At 36.2% G+C, this 15914-nt stretch carries 16 protein-coding genes; 7 read left to right on the top strand and 9 right to left on the bottom strand.

The annotated features are described in order from the left end of the window. Positions 1 to 86: 86 nt before the first annotated feature. Entirely contained in the window at positions 87 to 962 is an 876-nt protein-coding gene (locus AC3ANL_RS15895) for a MerR family transcriptional regulator (protein ID WP_488325391.1), read from the top strand. Between the two features lie 113 nt (positions 963 to 1075). Continuing rightward, entirely contained in the window at positions 1076 to 1597 is a 522-nt protein-coding gene (locus AC3ANL_RS15900) for a MerR family transcriptional regulator (protein WP_488325392.1), read from the top strand. A gap of 61 nt (positions 1598 to 1658) precedes the next feature. Here the strand turns inward: AC3ANL_RS15900 and AC3ANL_RS15905 are convergent, their stop codons facing one another. Together AC3ANL_RS15905 and AC3ANL_RS15910 are read right to left on the bottom strand one after the other, a co-directional pair. After that, positions 1659 to 2645 carry an acyltransferase family protein gene (locus AC3ANL_RS15905; RefSeq protein ID WP_488325393.1) on the bottom strand — a complete coding sequence of 329 codons (987 nt, stop codon included), beginning with the start codon at positions 2643 to 2645 and terminating at the stop codon, positions 1659 to 1661. A 286-nt stretch (positions 2646 to 2931) separates the two neighbouring features. Beyond that, positions 2932 to 4182 carry a DHH family phosphoesterase gene (locus AC3ANL_RS15910; RefSeq protein WP_488329744.1) on the bottom strand — a complete coding sequence of 417 codons (1251 nt, stop codon included), beginning with the start codon at positions 4180 to 4182 and terminating at the stop codon, positions 2932 to 2934. Between the two features lie 271 nt (positions 4183 to 4453). Here AC3ANL_RS15910 and AC3ANL_RS15915 point away from each other — a divergent pair, with 271 nt between their 5' ends. After that, entirely contained in the window at positions 4454 to 5461 is a 1008-nt protein-coding gene (locus AC3ANL_RS15915) for an NAD(P)H-dependent flavin oxidoreductase (RefSeq protein ID WP_488325394.1), read from the top strand. Positions 5462 to 5500: 39 nt separating this feature from the next. Here the strand turns inward: AC3ANL_RS15915 and AC3ANL_RS15920 are convergent, their stop codons facing one another. Further along, positions 5501 to 5986 carry a nitroreductase family protein gene (locus tag AC3ANL_RS15920; protein WP_488325395.1) on the bottom strand — a complete coding sequence of 162 codons (486 nt, stop codon included), beginning with the start codon at positions 5984 to 5986 and terminating at the stop codon, positions 5501 to 5503. 53 nt (positions 5987 to 6039) lie between these two features. Then, on the bottom strand, positions 6040 to 6723 hold the full coding sequence (locus tag AC3ANL_RS15925) for a M50 family metallopeptidase (RefSeq protein ID WP_488325396.1): 684 nt from the start codon (positions 6721 to 6723) through the stop codon (positions 6040 to 6042). Positions 6724 to 6927: 204 nt separating this feature from the next. On the opposite strand from AC3ANL_RS15925, the gene AC3ANL_RS15930 reads away from it, so the two are divergent. Then, complete coding sequence (locus AC3ANL_RS15930) at positions 6928 to 8052, top strand: ABC transporter ATP-binding protein (protein WP_488325397.1); 1125 nt, start codon at positions 6928 to 6930, stop codon at positions 8050 to 8052. Continuing rightward, positions 8052 to 9608 carry an ABC transporter permease/substrate-binding protein gene (locus tag AC3ANL_RS15935; RefSeq protein ID WP_488325398.1) on the top strand — a complete coding sequence of 519 codons (1557 nt, stop codon included), beginning with the start codon at positions 8052 to 8054 and terminating at the stop codon, positions 9606 to 9608. Before AC3ANL_RS15930 ends, AC3ANL_RS15935 begins: the two co-directional genes overlap by 1 nt. A 65-nt stretch (positions 9609 to 9673) precedes the next feature. Here the strand turns inward: AC3ANL_RS15935 and AC3ANL_RS15940 are convergent, their stop codons facing one another. Further along, positions 9674 to 10291, bottom strand: a complete 618-nt coding sequence (locus AC3ANL_RS15940) for a GntR family transcriptional regulator (protein WP_488325399.1) — start codon at positions 10289 to 10291, stop codon at positions 9674 to 9676. A 157-nt stretch (positions 10292 to 10448) separates the two neighbouring features. On the opposite strand from AC3ANL_RS15940, the gene AC3ANL_RS15945 reads away from it, so the two are divergent. Together AC3ANL_RS15945 and AC3ANL_RS15950 are read left to right on the top strand one after the other, a co-directional pair. Further along, complete coding sequence (locus AC3ANL_RS15945) at positions 10449 to 11015, top strand: DUF2238 domain-containing protein (protein ID WP_488325400.1); 567 nt, start codon at positions 10449 to 10451, stop codon at positions 11013 to 11015. Between the two features lie 15 nt (positions 11016 to 11030). Then, on the top strand, positions 11031 to 11627 hold the full coding sequence (locus tag AC3ANL_RS15950) for a DUF2238 domain-containing protein (RefSeq protein WP_488325401.1): 597 nt from the start codon (positions 11031 to 11033) through the stop codon (positions 11625 to 11627). Positions 11628 to 11646: 19 nt separating this feature from the next. Here the strand turns inward: AC3ANL_RS15950 and AC3ANL_RS15955 are convergent, their stop codons facing one another. The 4 genes from AC3ANL_RS15955 to AC3ANL_RS15970 all read right to left on the bottom strand — a co-directional run bounded on the left by AC3ANL_RS15955 (position 11647) and on the right by AC3ANL_RS15970 (position 15846). Continuing rightward, positions 11647 to 13008, bottom strand: coding sequence for an aspartate kinase (locus tag AC3ANL_RS15955; RefSeq protein ID WP_488325402.1), 1362 nt, complete (start codon positions 13006 to 13008; stop codon positions 11647 to 11649). 239 nt (positions 13009 to 13247) lie between these two features. After that, on the bottom strand, positions 13248 to 13862 hold the full coding sequence (locus tag AC3ANL_RS15960; RefSeq protein ID WP_488325403.1) for an NUDIX hydrolase: 615 nt from the start codon (positions 13860 to 13862) through the stop codon (positions 13248 to 13250). Positions 13863 to 14045: 183 nt separating this feature from the next. Further along, complete coding sequence (locus tag AC3ANL_RS15965) at positions 14046 to 14840, bottom strand: ABC transporter ATP-binding protein (RefSeq protein WP_488325404.1); 795 nt, start codon at positions 14838 to 14840, stop codon at positions 14046 to 14048. Next, positions 14815 to 15846: an ABC transporter permease gene (locus AC3ANL_RS15970; protein WP_488325405.1), complete on the bottom strand. Its 1032-nt coding sequence runs from the start codon at positions 15844 to 15846 to the stop codon at positions 14815 to 14817. Before AC3ANL_RS15970 ends, AC3ANL_RS15965 begins: the two co-directional genes overlap by 26 nt. Positions 15847 to 15914 lie beyond the last annotated feature (68 nt).

Below are 15914 nucleotides of genomic sequence, written 5' to 3' on the forward strand. Positions count from 1 at the left end.
TGGCAGGAAAAATAACTACCTGATGGTGAATAACATATTAAAGAACAAATATTTCCTATATATAAATAGAGAGAGGAATGGAAACTATGAAGACTTATACCTTAAAAGAAGTTTCTAAAAAAATAAATGTATCTCCCGGAACATTAAGACAATGGGAAAAAGATTTTGATGATTTACTTGAAATTTCACGGACAAAACAGGGAGCCAGAATTTACACTGATTTAGAAATAGACCTGTTATTAGAAATTAAACAAATGGCTGACATGAAGGTTAGTAAAGAAATGATCCGAAACGGGCTGCAAAAGGAACAGGAGCCTGAAAGTGAAGTACTCTCACCTTTACCAGAGGTATCCCTAGAAATCATTTCTGAAGATGATTTTTCTACAATCTCAATTGAAGAAAGCACAATGAAAAATACAGAGCTCTTCTTCGAGGCAATGGAAACCTATAAGACGACTTTTTTAAATGAAGTGAAAGATGAAATCCGAAGCGTGGTCCGCAAAGAAGTACTAGAAGAAGTTAAAAAAGAAATAGCAAAAGGTTCTTTGATCACAGTGAAATCCATTACAGACTCCATTTATAAATCAACAGAACATACCAAAGCTGAGCTTCAAGAGTTATCAGAGACAATGGAAAAATCGTCCGAGATCACAGCTGACTCCTTGCAGTACTTAGCTAATAATATAACAAATCATTCACTTGAAACCTCAGAAGAAATTTTCACACTATCCAAACAAATATCTGAAACAACCGAAGAACTCACCCATTATGTAGATGTTACAAATAACGAAATCACTCATTTATCAGAAGCCATTATTAAAGAGCGGGAAATTCTACTAGAAGAACGCCATCAATACCGACACGAGGTTTCACAAAGAGAATTAGCATTTCAACAAATGTTAACTAGCTTTCGCGATGTTGCAGCCACAAAAGATAAGAAATGGTGGAAATTCTGGTCTTAGTTGCATTTTAAATCATAGTTAATTTCAAAAAAGCTCCTTTAATTGTTGTGAGTTTTACTTCCATCTATCGTCGCTCATGGTTAGGACTTATTTTATAAATAGGGGGATTGGACATGAATACAAGTGAAGTAGCAAAATTATTAGGGGTTTCTGCAAGTACGATTCAGCGTTGGGTGAAGCAACTCGGATTGCCAATGGAAAAAAATGAGCGTGGACATTATCATTTTAATAATGAAGACATTAATTTATTTAAGGATATTCATGAAAAACTGCAAAACGGTACGCTCCTCCATGAAATAGCCCCGGTGAATGAGAAAAAAGGGGTCCGTAAAGGCGTAGTTAAACCTGTTGAAAATGACCAGGCATTCGCAAAACTGTTTGCTAAGGTGAGTGAATTAGAGCTAAGTCTCAATGCTAAGGCAGATTCTGTTGCTTCCTATCAACTACTGCAGCATCGTCGTGAAATAGAAGAATTACAAGGTCATATAAAGAAATTAACTCAACAAGTGGAACTACTTCAAAATCAGCTAAACGAGCTAAACAGCCCTTCACATCTTGAACAACCTATTGTATTTAATCAAGGCAAGATAAATAGAAAAAAGAAAAATTTTGTTAGTTCTATATTTGGTTTTTAACCTACTGCATGAAACAAAGAAAAAGCAGAACGTGGTATGGCACGCTCTGCTTTTTTAGCCGCTAGACCTTAAGTTCAACAAGTGGCTGGGTATATTTTTTTATAAAATAACTGCCTAGCAATATACAGACCATAAAAGAAAAGATCATAAGGAAAAGGTAATTATCTGAAAAGAAAGTTAACCTTTCACCTGGAACTATTGCTTGAATTGATTTAATAATAAACCCATGGAACAAATAAACATAAAGTGTTCGTTCACCAATTCTGGTTATTTTATATTGAGTGGAAGGGATTAACGCTAAGAACCCAAAAACAACGATTAATGTTAGTGCGTATTGTAGTCCTCGAACAAGCCCATCGAAAAATTCCCTTCCTCCCATATTCGCATAAGAAGTATCACCTAAAAGCCATGGTACCGCATCATTTGGGAAACTCATCCCAAAGAATAAGAAAGTCGTTAGAATAATTAAGATACCAATAGGCATTGAATATTTAGTTCGAATAATACTCCTTAGCTGATTACCATTAAGTAAAAAGCCTAATAAAAAATAAGGGAAGAAAACAAAAGTTCTTGATATGCTTAAAAAACTACCCACATGATCTATATAGCCAATGGCAATTCCCATTAATACCGCTGCTGCAAATCCTGCCCAGCGTAATTTTGCGAATGCATATAACAACAAATTCCAAAAGAATAGACTCAATAAGAACCATAATGACCAATGCGGATGTAAAAAATCAATTGCTAAATTCTCTTCCTGCCCAATTATATAGTAATACACCGAATAAATAATTTGAAAGATAAAATAAGGGATTAATATTTTCTTTACAGATTTTTTCAAATACCCCTTCTTCTTATAACCTTTCGCAAAATATCCAGAGATTAAGATGAATGCCGGCATATGGAATAAGAATATAACTGTATATAACGTAAAAAGAATTCCATCTTGTTCCTTTAAAGGACTAATCGTATGCCCAAAAACGACAAGGAATATTAAAATAAATTTGGCATTATCGAAAAACTTACTCCTTTTTGTAGTTGAAGTCATCTTTTCACCTCGAGTTTTTTACCCAACAAATTATTTTTCTATAATAGCATAAAAATTATTATCTAGATGCATTTAAAAAGTATACACATATCTATATGGTAATTTTACACTATTTACATTACAGAAATATGTTATTGATTTTACTTTCTATTGCATATAAATTACAATTTCAAAATAACAATGCCATTGACCTATTATTAATTTACCACATTTTCCTTAATTGAAACTTAAATAAATTGTTATTGAAAAAAGTAAGAAAGAGCTTGGGGGCATCCCAAGCTCTCATTTAACCATTTATTATATCTACAAAGTGGTTACTGATTATTTCGTTGTAGTTTTCCTTTAATTCATCGAGTGGAACCTGCAGTGAAACTGAAAGCTGTTTCAGAAACTCTTGATCCTGTCGAAGCCACGAGGAGTAATGTCTTTTTAAATAACGTTCTGCATCGTGAAAATTCGAAAATACTGGTTCCAACTTTTCACCGTTATGTGTAATATAATAAGTTCCATCACCCGTGGGTACGATAAAAGAAATTTCATTCAATTGATTTTGATAACTCGTTCCAAAAGCTGATTCTTTTACATTAAATTCATTTCGGTCTGTATCAGGTTTAAGCGGCGAAACTGCGAAAACCTTAACGATAAATGTTTCAAATGCTTCTCTGGTTAACTCTGATCCCGATGCTTTCGGATGTCCCCCACCTCCATACCTTTGGGCAAACTCTGCAACATTCACTTCATCATGAATCGTTCGAAATCCCATTTTCTTTCCACTCACATTCAATAAAATAATCATATCCAAATGGGGATATATATTATTTAGGGCATTGCCTAGTTCTGACAAATACTGTTCTGCATGAACAAGTCCAACACAATAATCACCGACAAAGGTTTGTACAGTTTGCCTGCTTTTTGAATGGATATAACGATTAATTTTTTGATCTTCAATATCAAGTATCATATTTTCAGTTTCCGTTAATCTAAACGATTCTGTATTTTCCGTTAACCTTTTTAGCATCACTTCTTCAAACTGTTCTCTGTTCATTATGTAAAATAAATCATTTAATCGCTTTGCCGTTACATTATTATTTTCATCCCACTCCCAGGTATCATATTGACGTACTAGATCAATAAATTCCTCAAGTGCTTGATTTCGCTCCATCACTTTATGCTCGATTAAATAATCATAAAAAAGAGAGGTCGCACAAGTCTTTTTACCATCGTCATACTCTGGTTTAACTTCTCCCCATTTATATTCATTAAAATGCATGGCTGTAACATGATGATCAATCATTTGAATATGTCTACCTTGTTGATATCGTTCCTCCAGTTTTTTCTCGACAATTTCATTAACTGCTAAATCAGTAATATAAACTTCTTCGTGGTTATTACCAGGATGAGCAATAAACGACTCGACTCTTTGATTTAAATTCCGATAAGAACAATAAAATACATTTGCTTTTTCACCGAATGCCATTTTTGCAATCAATCCACATCCTAGACCATCTAAGTCTATATCTGTAAAAAGTTTTACCACATTTAACACCATCCATTCTTCTATCCATAACGTATAGTTTGGTTTTGAGAAACAATTCTTATACAAGCTAAGCTCGCCATCATATAAGTCAATTCATTTCGTTTCTATTCGCTAAATATATACTAAATGACCGATTAAATCACATAAAAGGCACTTATTTCTTAGAAATAACACAAGCAAATAAAACTTACTTATATGACCAGGTAACAATAGTCACTTACATATACAGTTTTCAATGGTATGATTCATAGGAAGTTCCTTATTTTATCAATTGAAACGGGGTTATAAATTGAACTTTCCACAACTCAAAATAGGTCAAATGATGCCAAAGGTTCCAATCTTGCAAGGAGGGATGGGTGTTGGTATCTCACTTAGCAAGCTTGCTTCAGCAGTTGCGAATGCCGGAGGAATCGGAATTATATCTGGGACCGGCATATCAGTGGATGAAATGCGCTCGCATATAAGACGCGCCAAAGAGCTAATAAATGGTGCAGGATATATTGGGGTCAATGTTTTATTTGCGATGAATGACTTTGCCGAAAAGATGAAAGCTGCCCTTGAAGAAAAAGTAGATTTTATAATATCTGGTGCTGGTATCTCAAGAGATATGTATGGATGGGGAAAGCAAGCTGGAATTCCAGTCCTCTCAATTGTTTCCTCAGCTAAATTAGCAAGGATTTCGGAACGGCTTGGTGCTGCTGCAGTTGTTGTCGAAGGTTTCGAAGCCGGAGGACACTTAGGAACAGATCGACCAATGTTCGATATTCTGCCAGAGGTTGTAGAAGCCGTTTCAATCCCTGTGATTGCGGCGGGTGGAATTATGACAGGTTATGATATAGCAAAAGCACTTTCCATAGGTGCTTCAGGTGTTCAAATCGGAACCCGGTTTGTCGCCAGCGAAGAATGTGATGCCCCGTTAGCCTTTAAACAGAAATATGTGAATGCTGAGAAAGAAGATCTTGTTTTACTGAAAACTACAGTTGGATTGCAAGGCAGAGCCATTCGGAATAATTTCACGAAATTAGTAAGTGGCCCAGATAGAGTGAAAATAGATAAATGTCAAGATTGTTTAAAGAATTGTTCCTACCGTTTTTGTACACTCGATTCATTATTTACATCTGTAAATGGAGATGTCGATAATGGACTTGTCTTTGCTGGAGCAAGAGTGGATGAAATCAAAGATATTCTCCCCGTCCAAAAAATCATCGATAAGCTGACATTGGAGTATCATGAGGCGTCCAAAACAAGTTCCAATGAGCCTTTACTTTTTAATTCATAAATGCCAAAAAGCCAACCATCATTAGGTTGGCTTTTCTAGCTATGGTAAATGTTTTATTTTTTGTGTAATTGGCGTCCGTGGTTTTGGATCAGGGATTACCTCTGGATAGCCCACAGCTAGCACACCTATGATATCATAGTCATCAGGAACCCCGAGAATTTCCCTATTTTTCTGAGTTATCCCCACCGATGACCAAAATGTGCCCACACCCTCAGCCCATGCGGCTAAGTTAAAATTCTGAATAAAGCATGCCGTTGCGATTGCATTTTCTGATGTTTCTACTTCTGTAGCCCCATGTCTCGATAGAATAGCCATTAATAAAGGAGCATTGCCAAAATTTGTTTTATGGTTTAGTTTATCTCTAGTTTCCTTTCCAATAAAATAAATCTCCCAAGGTTCAGTCATTCGATGATTTGGCGCCATTGCTGCAGCCTGAAGCCATGATTGAATTAATTCTTCATCAATATGATCAGATTTAAAATTTTTTATCGTACGTCTTGAATTAAGTACATCTAATATCTTCACAGAATCTCTCCTTAAATTGGTTTTTCATCCTTTATTATATGATACTTTTTCAGTTAATTGCCTAGCTTATAATACCCTCTTTTTAATCCAAAATAACAAAACCAAATTGCCTGCAAGAAGAAGAAAAGCCCCCAGAACGGCGCAGGTATAAAGCCGCTTAACTGTGCAAGATTGGCTGCATCCCCTGCAGCGTGGGGTTGAAAGAGACTTATATATAGTATTTCATAAGCACTTTGAACAGAATCCACTAACAGAATGGCAGCAATTAATAGTAATAGATGATTCCTTAAACTTTGACTGCCCTTTATTAGTAAGATTAGAAAAGCAACCGCAAATGAACAGAGCCAAAAGATTCCATAAGGATTACGCACCCAAAATATAAGATTTAAAAAAATAAACCCTAATAATATATCGATTAATAAGGTTTCCTTTTTTTTACCTAACAGGAAAAACGCCAGAAAAGCCATAAACGAGGCAAAGGTATACCCTGCAAGGCTAGTGAAAAAACTTCCAACCCATGTCGTCTGTCTGCTTAGAGTTGCCCCTTCAGAGTTCATGAATAAGGAAATAGTTTCAACATTACCACCCAAAAGAGCAAAAAAGGCATGGCCAGATTCATGAATTAGTGTATTTATAACTTTTACATAATTACCGATGATTGGCACATGAATTAACAAGAACGCAAACACGAGGAAAAGAAAAAACTTCGCACTTAATTTGTCACGAACAAAGCTCACATGAATTCTCCTCTTTTTAATAACTTTACCTCCATTTTACCATTTTTCATTACTAATATTGCAAATTTTCCCACAAAAAAAATAACATGACCTATCAAGAATATTCCTAGTTGCATTCTACAGTCGATTAGACAAACTAACAACTTATATGTTATGTTTAAGTTGTTACTAACAGGGTAAAAGAAGATTTAAGGAGGAATGAACTTGATAGAATTTAAGAACATTGTTAAAAAATATCGAACGAAAACAATTATTAATTCTTTTTCGTTAGATATTGATGCTGGCCAATTAGTTGTTTTTATCGGTCCAAGCGGATGTGGAAAAACCACTTTGCTAAAAATGATTAATAAACTAATTCAACCTACATCAGGAGAAATATTCGTAAATGGAATTGATATATCTACCATGAATCCGATTGAATTACGAAGAAACATCGGATATGTGATTCAAAATACTGGTCTTTTTCCACATATGTCTATTAAAGAAAACTTAGAGTTAATCCCAAAACTTAAAGGCGAGGATCCAGCCGCTATTGAGAAGAAGACTGGAGAATTGCTCGAACTGGTTGGTTTAGATCCAAAAGAATATCTACACCGCTATCCAAAAGAATTGAGTGGCGGTCAGCAACAAAGAATCGGCGTAGCCAGGGCATTTTCTACAAACTCCGATATTATCCTAATGGATGAACCCTTCAGTGCCTTAGACCCTGTTACAAGAAGTTCCCTTCAAGATGAATTGTTCCAAATGCAAAAGGAATTAAACAAAACAATAATCTTTGTCACTCATGACATGGATGAAGCTATAAAAATAGCAGATAAGATTTGTATTTTAAAAGATGGTGATATCCTCCAATACGATACTCCGGAAAATATCCTTAAAAATCCTGCTAATCATTTTGTTGAAAACTTCATTGGTAAAAGAAGAGTTTGGAACAACCCTGAATTACTATTAGCAGAGGACATAATGATCTATAGTCCAGTAAAAATCACCGGGATGCGGAATGTATTACAAGCTATTGAAATAATGAAAGACAATAAGGTCGACAGCTTACTCGTTACCGACAAACATAATGTCCTTAGGGGTCTCGTTACTTTAAAAAGCATTCAATTGCTTAATCGAAATACCACAATCGAAAAAATTATGGAACAAAACGTCCTTTCCGTTTCACAGGATGCGAACTTAATTTCTGTTTTGGCAACCATGAATGAACATAAAATTGGTTATCTTCCTGTTGTGAATAATTCGAATCAATTAACAGGACTTATTACAAGGAGTAGTATTTTATCTGCCTTAAGCAGCCAATTAATTGACTTGGAGGTGGCATTCTAATGGGTCAATTTTGGAATTATCTAACAGTAAACTACCAACAAATATTGAGTTTATTGGGAGAGCATTTATATTTAAGTATTGTTTCCGTATTTATTGCTATTATAATCGGGATTCCGTTAGGTATATTAATTTCAAACGAACCAAAGCTAGCTAAACCAATTATCGGGACAACAAATGTTATCCAAGCCATTCCAAGTTTAGCATTACTGGGATTTCTCATTCCGTTTATAGGAATTGGCAGTGCACCCGCAATTGTAATGGTTGTTCTCTATTCCCTTCTCCCAATAGTCAAGAACACATATACAGGATTGACTAATATTGATGGAGACATTCTGGAAGCTGCCAAAGGCATCGGTTTGACTAAGAGTCAAACAATGAAAAAGGTTCAGTTACCACTAGCCTTCCCGATGATTATGGCGGGGATCAGAATTTCAGCGGTTACTGCAGTTGGTTTGATGACAATTGCTGCTTTCGTTGGAGCAGGCGGACTTGGTTACCTCGTATTTTCAGGTGTACAGACAGTGGATAATTATATGATATTAGCAGGAGCGATTCCAGCGTGTATTTTAGCTCTTCTTATTGACTTTGTCGTGGGCAAGCTGGAAACTTCCTTTTCTTATACAACCAAGAAGAAGGTTCCATCAAAGTCAGGAAAGAAAGCAAAAAGATGGATGATTAGCCTCGCTTCGATTATATTAATTGTGGCTGGCGGCTTAAAGGTTTATTCAACAGCAAATGCTGAAGATAAAATTGTTATTGGTTCCAAGAACTTCAGTGAATCATTAATATTAGGAAATATGCTTGCTGAATTAATTGAAAATAAGACTGATATTCAAGTAGAGCGAAAACTTAACCTTGGTGGTACTCAAGTTGCTTTTAATGCCATTCAAAGTGGAAATATTGATTTATATGTTGAATATACGGGGACTGGTTTGGTCAATATCTTAAACCAGCCTCCAGAAAGCAACCCAGAAAAAGTCTATAATTATGTTCAAAAAGAGTTTAAACAGAAATATAATATTAATTTGTTAAAACCACTTGGATTTAATAACACCTATGCCTTGGCTGTACGTCAAGACACAGCAAAAGAACATGGTTTGAATACCATATCAGATTTAGCTAAAATAAGTGGAAATTTAATTATGGGACCTACAATCGAATTTCCAAATCGTGAAGATGGTTTAATTGGCCTTACAAAAACATATAATATGGAATTCAAAGATGTCAAAGCCATCGATGGCGGTTTACGCTATACAGCACTTGAAAACCATAAGAGCGATGTCATCGATGCCTTTTCTACTGATGGATTAATTGAAGCATTTAATTTGAAGGTATTAAAGGATGATCAAAATTTCTTCCCTCCGTATTATGCCGTACCAATAATAAAAGCTGAAACATTAAAAGAACATCCTGAACTGAAAAAAGCAATTAATTCTTTATCCGGTAAGATTACCGATGATAAAATGCGCGAATTGAACTATAAGGTTGATAGCCTTAAACAGTCACCGGAAAAGGTTGCAAAAGAATTTTTAGAAGAAGAAGGATTATTAGACTAAGAAACAAGTGCAAGTTCTATTTAAAAGAAGCCGGCTCATATGAGACCGGCTTCTTTCTTTGTATTTCAATCTTCCAAAAAGTGTTGCACCCTATCATAGGTTTTGTCATCACCAATTACGAGTAAAACATCCCCTTCTTGGATTAACGCGTATGGTCCTGGCGAGATAATTAATTCACCGTGCCGCTTCATTCCTATTACAGTTCCCCCTGTATTTTGCCAAAACTTTACCTCTGATATCGTTCTTCCTATATGTATGCAGCCTGAAAATATTTCAATTTCAATCGGCGCTAATGGATTTGTATGACGCAGTTTCCCTGAATAATCCAATATCTTTCTTAGGGTAGTAAACAATTCTTCATCAAGTTTGTCTCTCTCCAAAATAAGTGAGTTCATTTGTTTTTCTAAATCCTTAATACTCGCTATATTGGAAAAACGTTGAATATATTTATAAGCATTTTCTCGGGAAGAAATCAAAATTCCACTACCCTTTGTGGATTGAACAATCTCTACATCTTCTAAGATCTTGATTGCTCTGCGAACAGTTTCAGGAGAAACCTTATATTCACTTGCCAAAGTCGATCTTCCATGGATCTTTTCTCCTACTTTAAACTTTCCATCATAGATTCGATTGGCTAAATCAATCGCAATTCGCTCGTAAGTTGGTATTTGTGCCTTTTGCATGAGAACCCTCCATCAAGATTCATTCAATAAATGGATGTTTATTCCTATCCACTATACCGCTTTTACCAATTGTTTGCGAGCACAACCTATAACATCTTTAGGTTTTTACAATATTGGACATAATGGTAGTGAGTATTTGAACTTGAGGTGAGGAAAAGTGAAACGGAAGGTCATTATTATTTTAAGTGTATTGTTTATCCTTTTTATGGCAGGATTATTTATTTTTTACCTTATTAAAAGTGACACCTCGAGATGGCAGGTAGCAGTTGGTGGTATTTTAGCTAGTTCGCTCCCGCTTGTGTTGTTACGGATGAAAAATAATCCATTTAACATTCCAATCATTTTAGGCTTTTATTTATTTTTATTTTGTTCGTTATTTTTAGGATCCATCTCAAGCTTTTATTTACATTACAAATGGTGGGATTCTACCATTCACTTTTACAAGGCGATCCTTATAGGTTTTATAGGAATCAGCCTCTATAAAAGATTCATTCCAGAAAAAGTCCGAAATGATATCTCAGCATGGATTCTGTTTCTTTTCGTGTTATCACTAGCGGTTTTTGCGAGTGTTCTTTGGGAAATTTATGAATTTGTTGGTGATTTAACTTTTACAAAGACCATGCAAAGAGGTGGAAATAAGGACACCATGTATGATTTACTATTTGGTACAGTAGGCGGCCTCCTGGTTGCATGCTATTCCTGGATAAGAAAACAGAAAGTTTAAGTAGAGGTGATGTAATTGAACCGCAAGCTTGTTATCCTATTAAGTGCATTGTACGTCATTTTCATGGCGATTTTAGCAATTTATTTTCATAAAAATGGTGGATCGTTTAAATCAATGGTGGCAATTGGGGGGATTGTTTGTGGAGCGGTACCACTTATATTAGCATTGTTTACCAAACTACAATTTAATTTGCCAATCGTCATTTCTTATTTAATTTTCTTAATTGGTTCACAATATTTGGGTTCAATATTAGGCTGGTATGGTCTTGGCTGGTGGGACACCTTCATGCATTTCATCAGTGGTGGGATTCTTGCATTTTCCGGTATTGCTTTATATGAAAGATTGATCCACAGAAATGCAGGGGAAGAAATCTCCCCTTGGTTTGTTTTCCTGTTCACTGTTTCATTTGCTGCATTGGGTGGTGTTTTATGGGAAGTGTATGAATTTAGCTGTGACCAATTTTTTGGAATGACTTTACAGGGCGGTGGAAATAAAGACACAATGACAGATTTAGTCTCCGATACGGTGGGCGGCTTTGTCATCGCAGTATGGGCGGGAATTCGTACAAAAGTAAAAGTAAATAAAGGACCTAAGCACAAAGGTACACCGTAGTGTACCTTTTGCTGCCTACTTACACGGTTACTGCTGCATAGAACTCATCATAAAGGGCCTGAACTGCTCGTTTTTCATCTACTTCTTTTACACCAAACATCATACTAACCTCTGATGAGCCTTGGTTAATCATTTCAATATTGACACGCGCTTTTGCCAATGCCTTTGAGGCCCTTGCCATCGTACCTACATTATGACGCATGCCCTCTCCTACCACCATTATTAATGCAAGACTAGGTTCAATTTTCACTTCATCAGCATGTAATTCCGTCTCAATCCGATTGATCACATCTGCTGCTACAACTTCATCAAATTGGTCTTCTCTTAAAATCACTGACACATCATCAATTCCTGATGGAGTATGTTCATATGAAAGACCGAAATCCTCTAAAATCCCTAAAAGCTTGCGACCAAAGCCAATTTCCCTATTCATTAAGTATTTGCTTACATAGATGCTACAGAACCCCTTATCGCTGGCAATACCAACAACTGGACCATTCGTGTTATCCCGTGCATTTACAATTCTCGTCCCTCGTGCAGCAGGGTTGTTGGTATTCTTAATGTGGACCGGAATTCCTGCTCTAAATGCCGGAACAAGGGCTTCATCATGCAGCACTGTAAATCCCGCATAGGAAAGCTCACGCATTTCACGATAGGTTAACTCCTTAACCTCTTTAGGTTTGTTCACAATATTAGGATTTACAGAATAGACAGCGTCTACATCTGTAAAATTTTCATATAAATCTGCCTTAACGGCATTTGCAAGAATGGAACCTGTAATATCGGAACCACTGCGAGAAAAGGTAAATACCTCTCCTTTGGTGCTATAACCAAAGAATCCCGGAAAAATTAAGATACCTGGTCGATAACGCAACGAAAATAATTGTTCATAGGATTCTGGTAATGCTTGGGCATTTCCTGGCTCATCACTTACGAGTAAACCTGCTTCCTTTGGATTAACGTAATAAGCTTCTACTCCTTGAGCTTGGAAATAGGCCGCTACCAATTTTGCGTTATTATCTTCCCCGCTTGCCTTAATCAAATCCATAAACCGATCGGGTTTACTTTTATCACTTGCAAATCTTTTTAATAAATCATCAGAAATTTCCTTTATAATTTTTTCCGGCAGCATTAATTCCTCTGCAATTGCTGAATACCTTTCAAGAACTTCTTCAAGCTTTTCTTGAGGGTCTTTATGTTGTAAACATTGTTCAGCGCATTCTATTAATAAATCTGTTACCTTGGTATCCGCTGCATACCTCTTTCCTGGAGCTGATACGACGACAACTTTTCGTTCAACATCAGATATGACAATTTGAAATACCTTCTCCAGCTGTTTTCCTGATGCCAAAGAAGAACCGCCAAACTTTACGACTTTCATGAATACATCCCCTAATCTATAAAAAATATAATCTTAATTTTATTACAATTCCGAGAATATTCAAGTGTTTTTTCCACCATATATGTACATTTGTTTTTACCAAGAGGACAAACATTTTAATATCATTAAAAAAGTGGATTTCATCGGTATTGAGAAAATCAGCGTATCGGTAATTTATTTCCAATTGGAAAAATTTATATAATTAAGTTAAAAAAGAGACGTTTTTTAGTTTATAAAAATCAACGTATTATTTCTATAAAATGAGCAAGAATCCTAGCAGTTAGGCCCCAAATTGCTTTATCCCCATAACGGTAAAAATATTCGTCTACCCCTCGGGTCCGCCAATTGTAATTTTCACCACCATCAATTAAATCAAACGGGAAATTTTCCTCTGGCTCTGCTTTTAACTGGATACGATAAATTTCTGGATTGTTGTCTATAAAAAAAGCTAATGGTACGGTAAAAATCTCACCAACTTCTGCAGGACTTGGCTGTATTCTTTCTGGCCTGTTTATATACCCTACATAGGGATAAAGAATCATTCCAAAAGGTGAAATCATATAATCCAGAGGGTAAACTCCTGAAATATGTTCTTTGGTTATTCCTAATTCCTCCATGGTCTCGCGGATAGCGGCGGCCTTTTCATCTAAATCTCCTGCATCAATTTTTCCTCCTGGAAAACAAATTTCCCCGGGCTGCCTTCTTAAATCAAGTGAACGTACTTCAAATAACACATGGATCCCATCATCCTTCTGTATCAATGGTAACAGGACCGCATATTTTGAAAAGCTTTCACTGCCTAATATCTTGGGTGTATGGCTTTTCAATTTTACTAAAACCTTGTCTAGTTCCATGATTTCACCTCACTCTGTTTTCACATTATTATGTTACTTACTACTACAATACCACTTTTTATGAAATGAATGAAAAAAACAACCCAACTGTATCAGCTGAATTGTCCTACAATTTATCCCTTACTCCCTCCTCACATGCCATGAATACATATAGGCAGGATCGGATCCTCCATGTCTTTGCGTTTATGACAGAATAGCTCTGTCACTCGCCATCTGAACACCACGAATTCTTTTAAATTCACTTAATAAGCTTTCAATCGTTAGGTTTTGTTTATTTTCCTCGTTTACCTCTAAAATGACTTGACCCTTATCCATCATAATTAATCGATTACCAAGATCAATCGCTTGTTGCATATTATGGGTAACCATTAATGTGGTAAGGTTATATTTACTGACAATTTCTTTTGTCAAATTCGTAATTAGCTCTGCCCTAGAAGGGTCTAAAGCAGCGGTATGTTCATCAAGGAGAAGAATAGAAGGTTCCGTAAAAGTAGCCATTAACAATGATAGGGCTTGGCGTTCCCCACCAGATAGTAAGCCCACCTTTGCACTGAGTCGGTTTTCTAAGCCGAGATGCAATGTTTCCAGTACTTCACGGAAATATTCTCGCCTCTTTTTAGTTACACCCTTCCTTAGTGTCCTCGTTCTGTTCCGAGAATAAGCCATCGCGAGATTTTCCTCAATTGTCATACTTGGAGCAGTACCTGCCATCGGATCCTGGAAAACGCGTCCAATCATTTTTGACCGATTAAACTCTGACATAGTGGTAACATCTTTTCCACCAATCTGAACATTTCCTACATCAGGAATTAATACACCTGAAATGATATTCATTAATGTCGATTTTCCAGCCCCGTTACTACCGATCACTGTTACAAAATCCCCAGGTTTAAGAACGAGGTTCACATGGTCAATCGCAATTTTTTCATCAGGTGTCCCCTCATTAAAAATTTTATGAATCTGATTTAAGTGCAGCATGATGATCCCCCTTCCCCTGGGCAGATGCTTGGTTTATATTCATTCTTTCAACTCTTCTTCTGGCCTTTCGTTTTTTCTCCTTCGAGCCATCGATGATTTTTGGTGCTGTGAGTGCTGCAATAACAATAATGGCTGTAATTAACTTCATATCACCTGGATCCAGAAATTCAACCCGAAGAGCTAAGGTAACCACAATTCTGTAGATAATCGAACCGCCAATAACGGCAAGTGTTGTTCTAGCAATCGTTTTTGTACCAAAAAGGGCTTCACCAATAATGACAGAGGCTAAGCCTATTACGATCATACCTATTCCCATTCCTACATCTGCAAATCCACCCTGCTGAGCAATAAGAGCGCCAGAGAATGCGACCAAAGCATTAGATAGGCCCAGGCCAAGAACGACAAGGAGGTTTGTATTGGCCGAAAGGCTGCGAATCATCCGCTTATTATCCCCAGTTGCTCTAACTGCAAGCCCAATTTCCGTTTGTAAAAATAAGTCGGTAAGAAACTTAATCACAAAAGTAATAAAAATCATAAAAATAAGAATACCCCATGTTTCCGGCAGACTATCACCGAGTCCAACCATCGACAAGATGTTATTAAAAAATGCGTCAATTCCGCTTTTTTCAAAAATGTCACTGATTTTTGTAAAGGCAGTATCAGTATTTAATAAGGGAATATTTGAACGTCCCATAATTCTTAAATTAATAGAATAAAGAGCAATCATCATTAAGATTCCAGAGAGTAAGTTGTTAATTTTTCCAAATGTATGAAGAAGTCCTGTCATACATCCGGCCGCAAAACCGGCAAATAAGGCCACAACCGTAGCAAAAAACGGGTTTACTCCATTCGCTATCATAACTGCCGAAATGGCTGCTCCTGTAACAAAACTTCCATCTACCGTTAAATCCGGGAAATCCAGAATACGAAAGGAAAGGTACACACCCAGAGCCATAATCGCATAGATGATACCTGCTTCAAATGATCCAAATATGGCTGTAAACATTGAGATCATCCTTTCTTAATGTCATTTGGCATACTTTAAAAACACACATAGTCTTACTTATAAATGTA

This window comes from Neobacillus sp. DHD-1R (assembly GCF_057747995.1).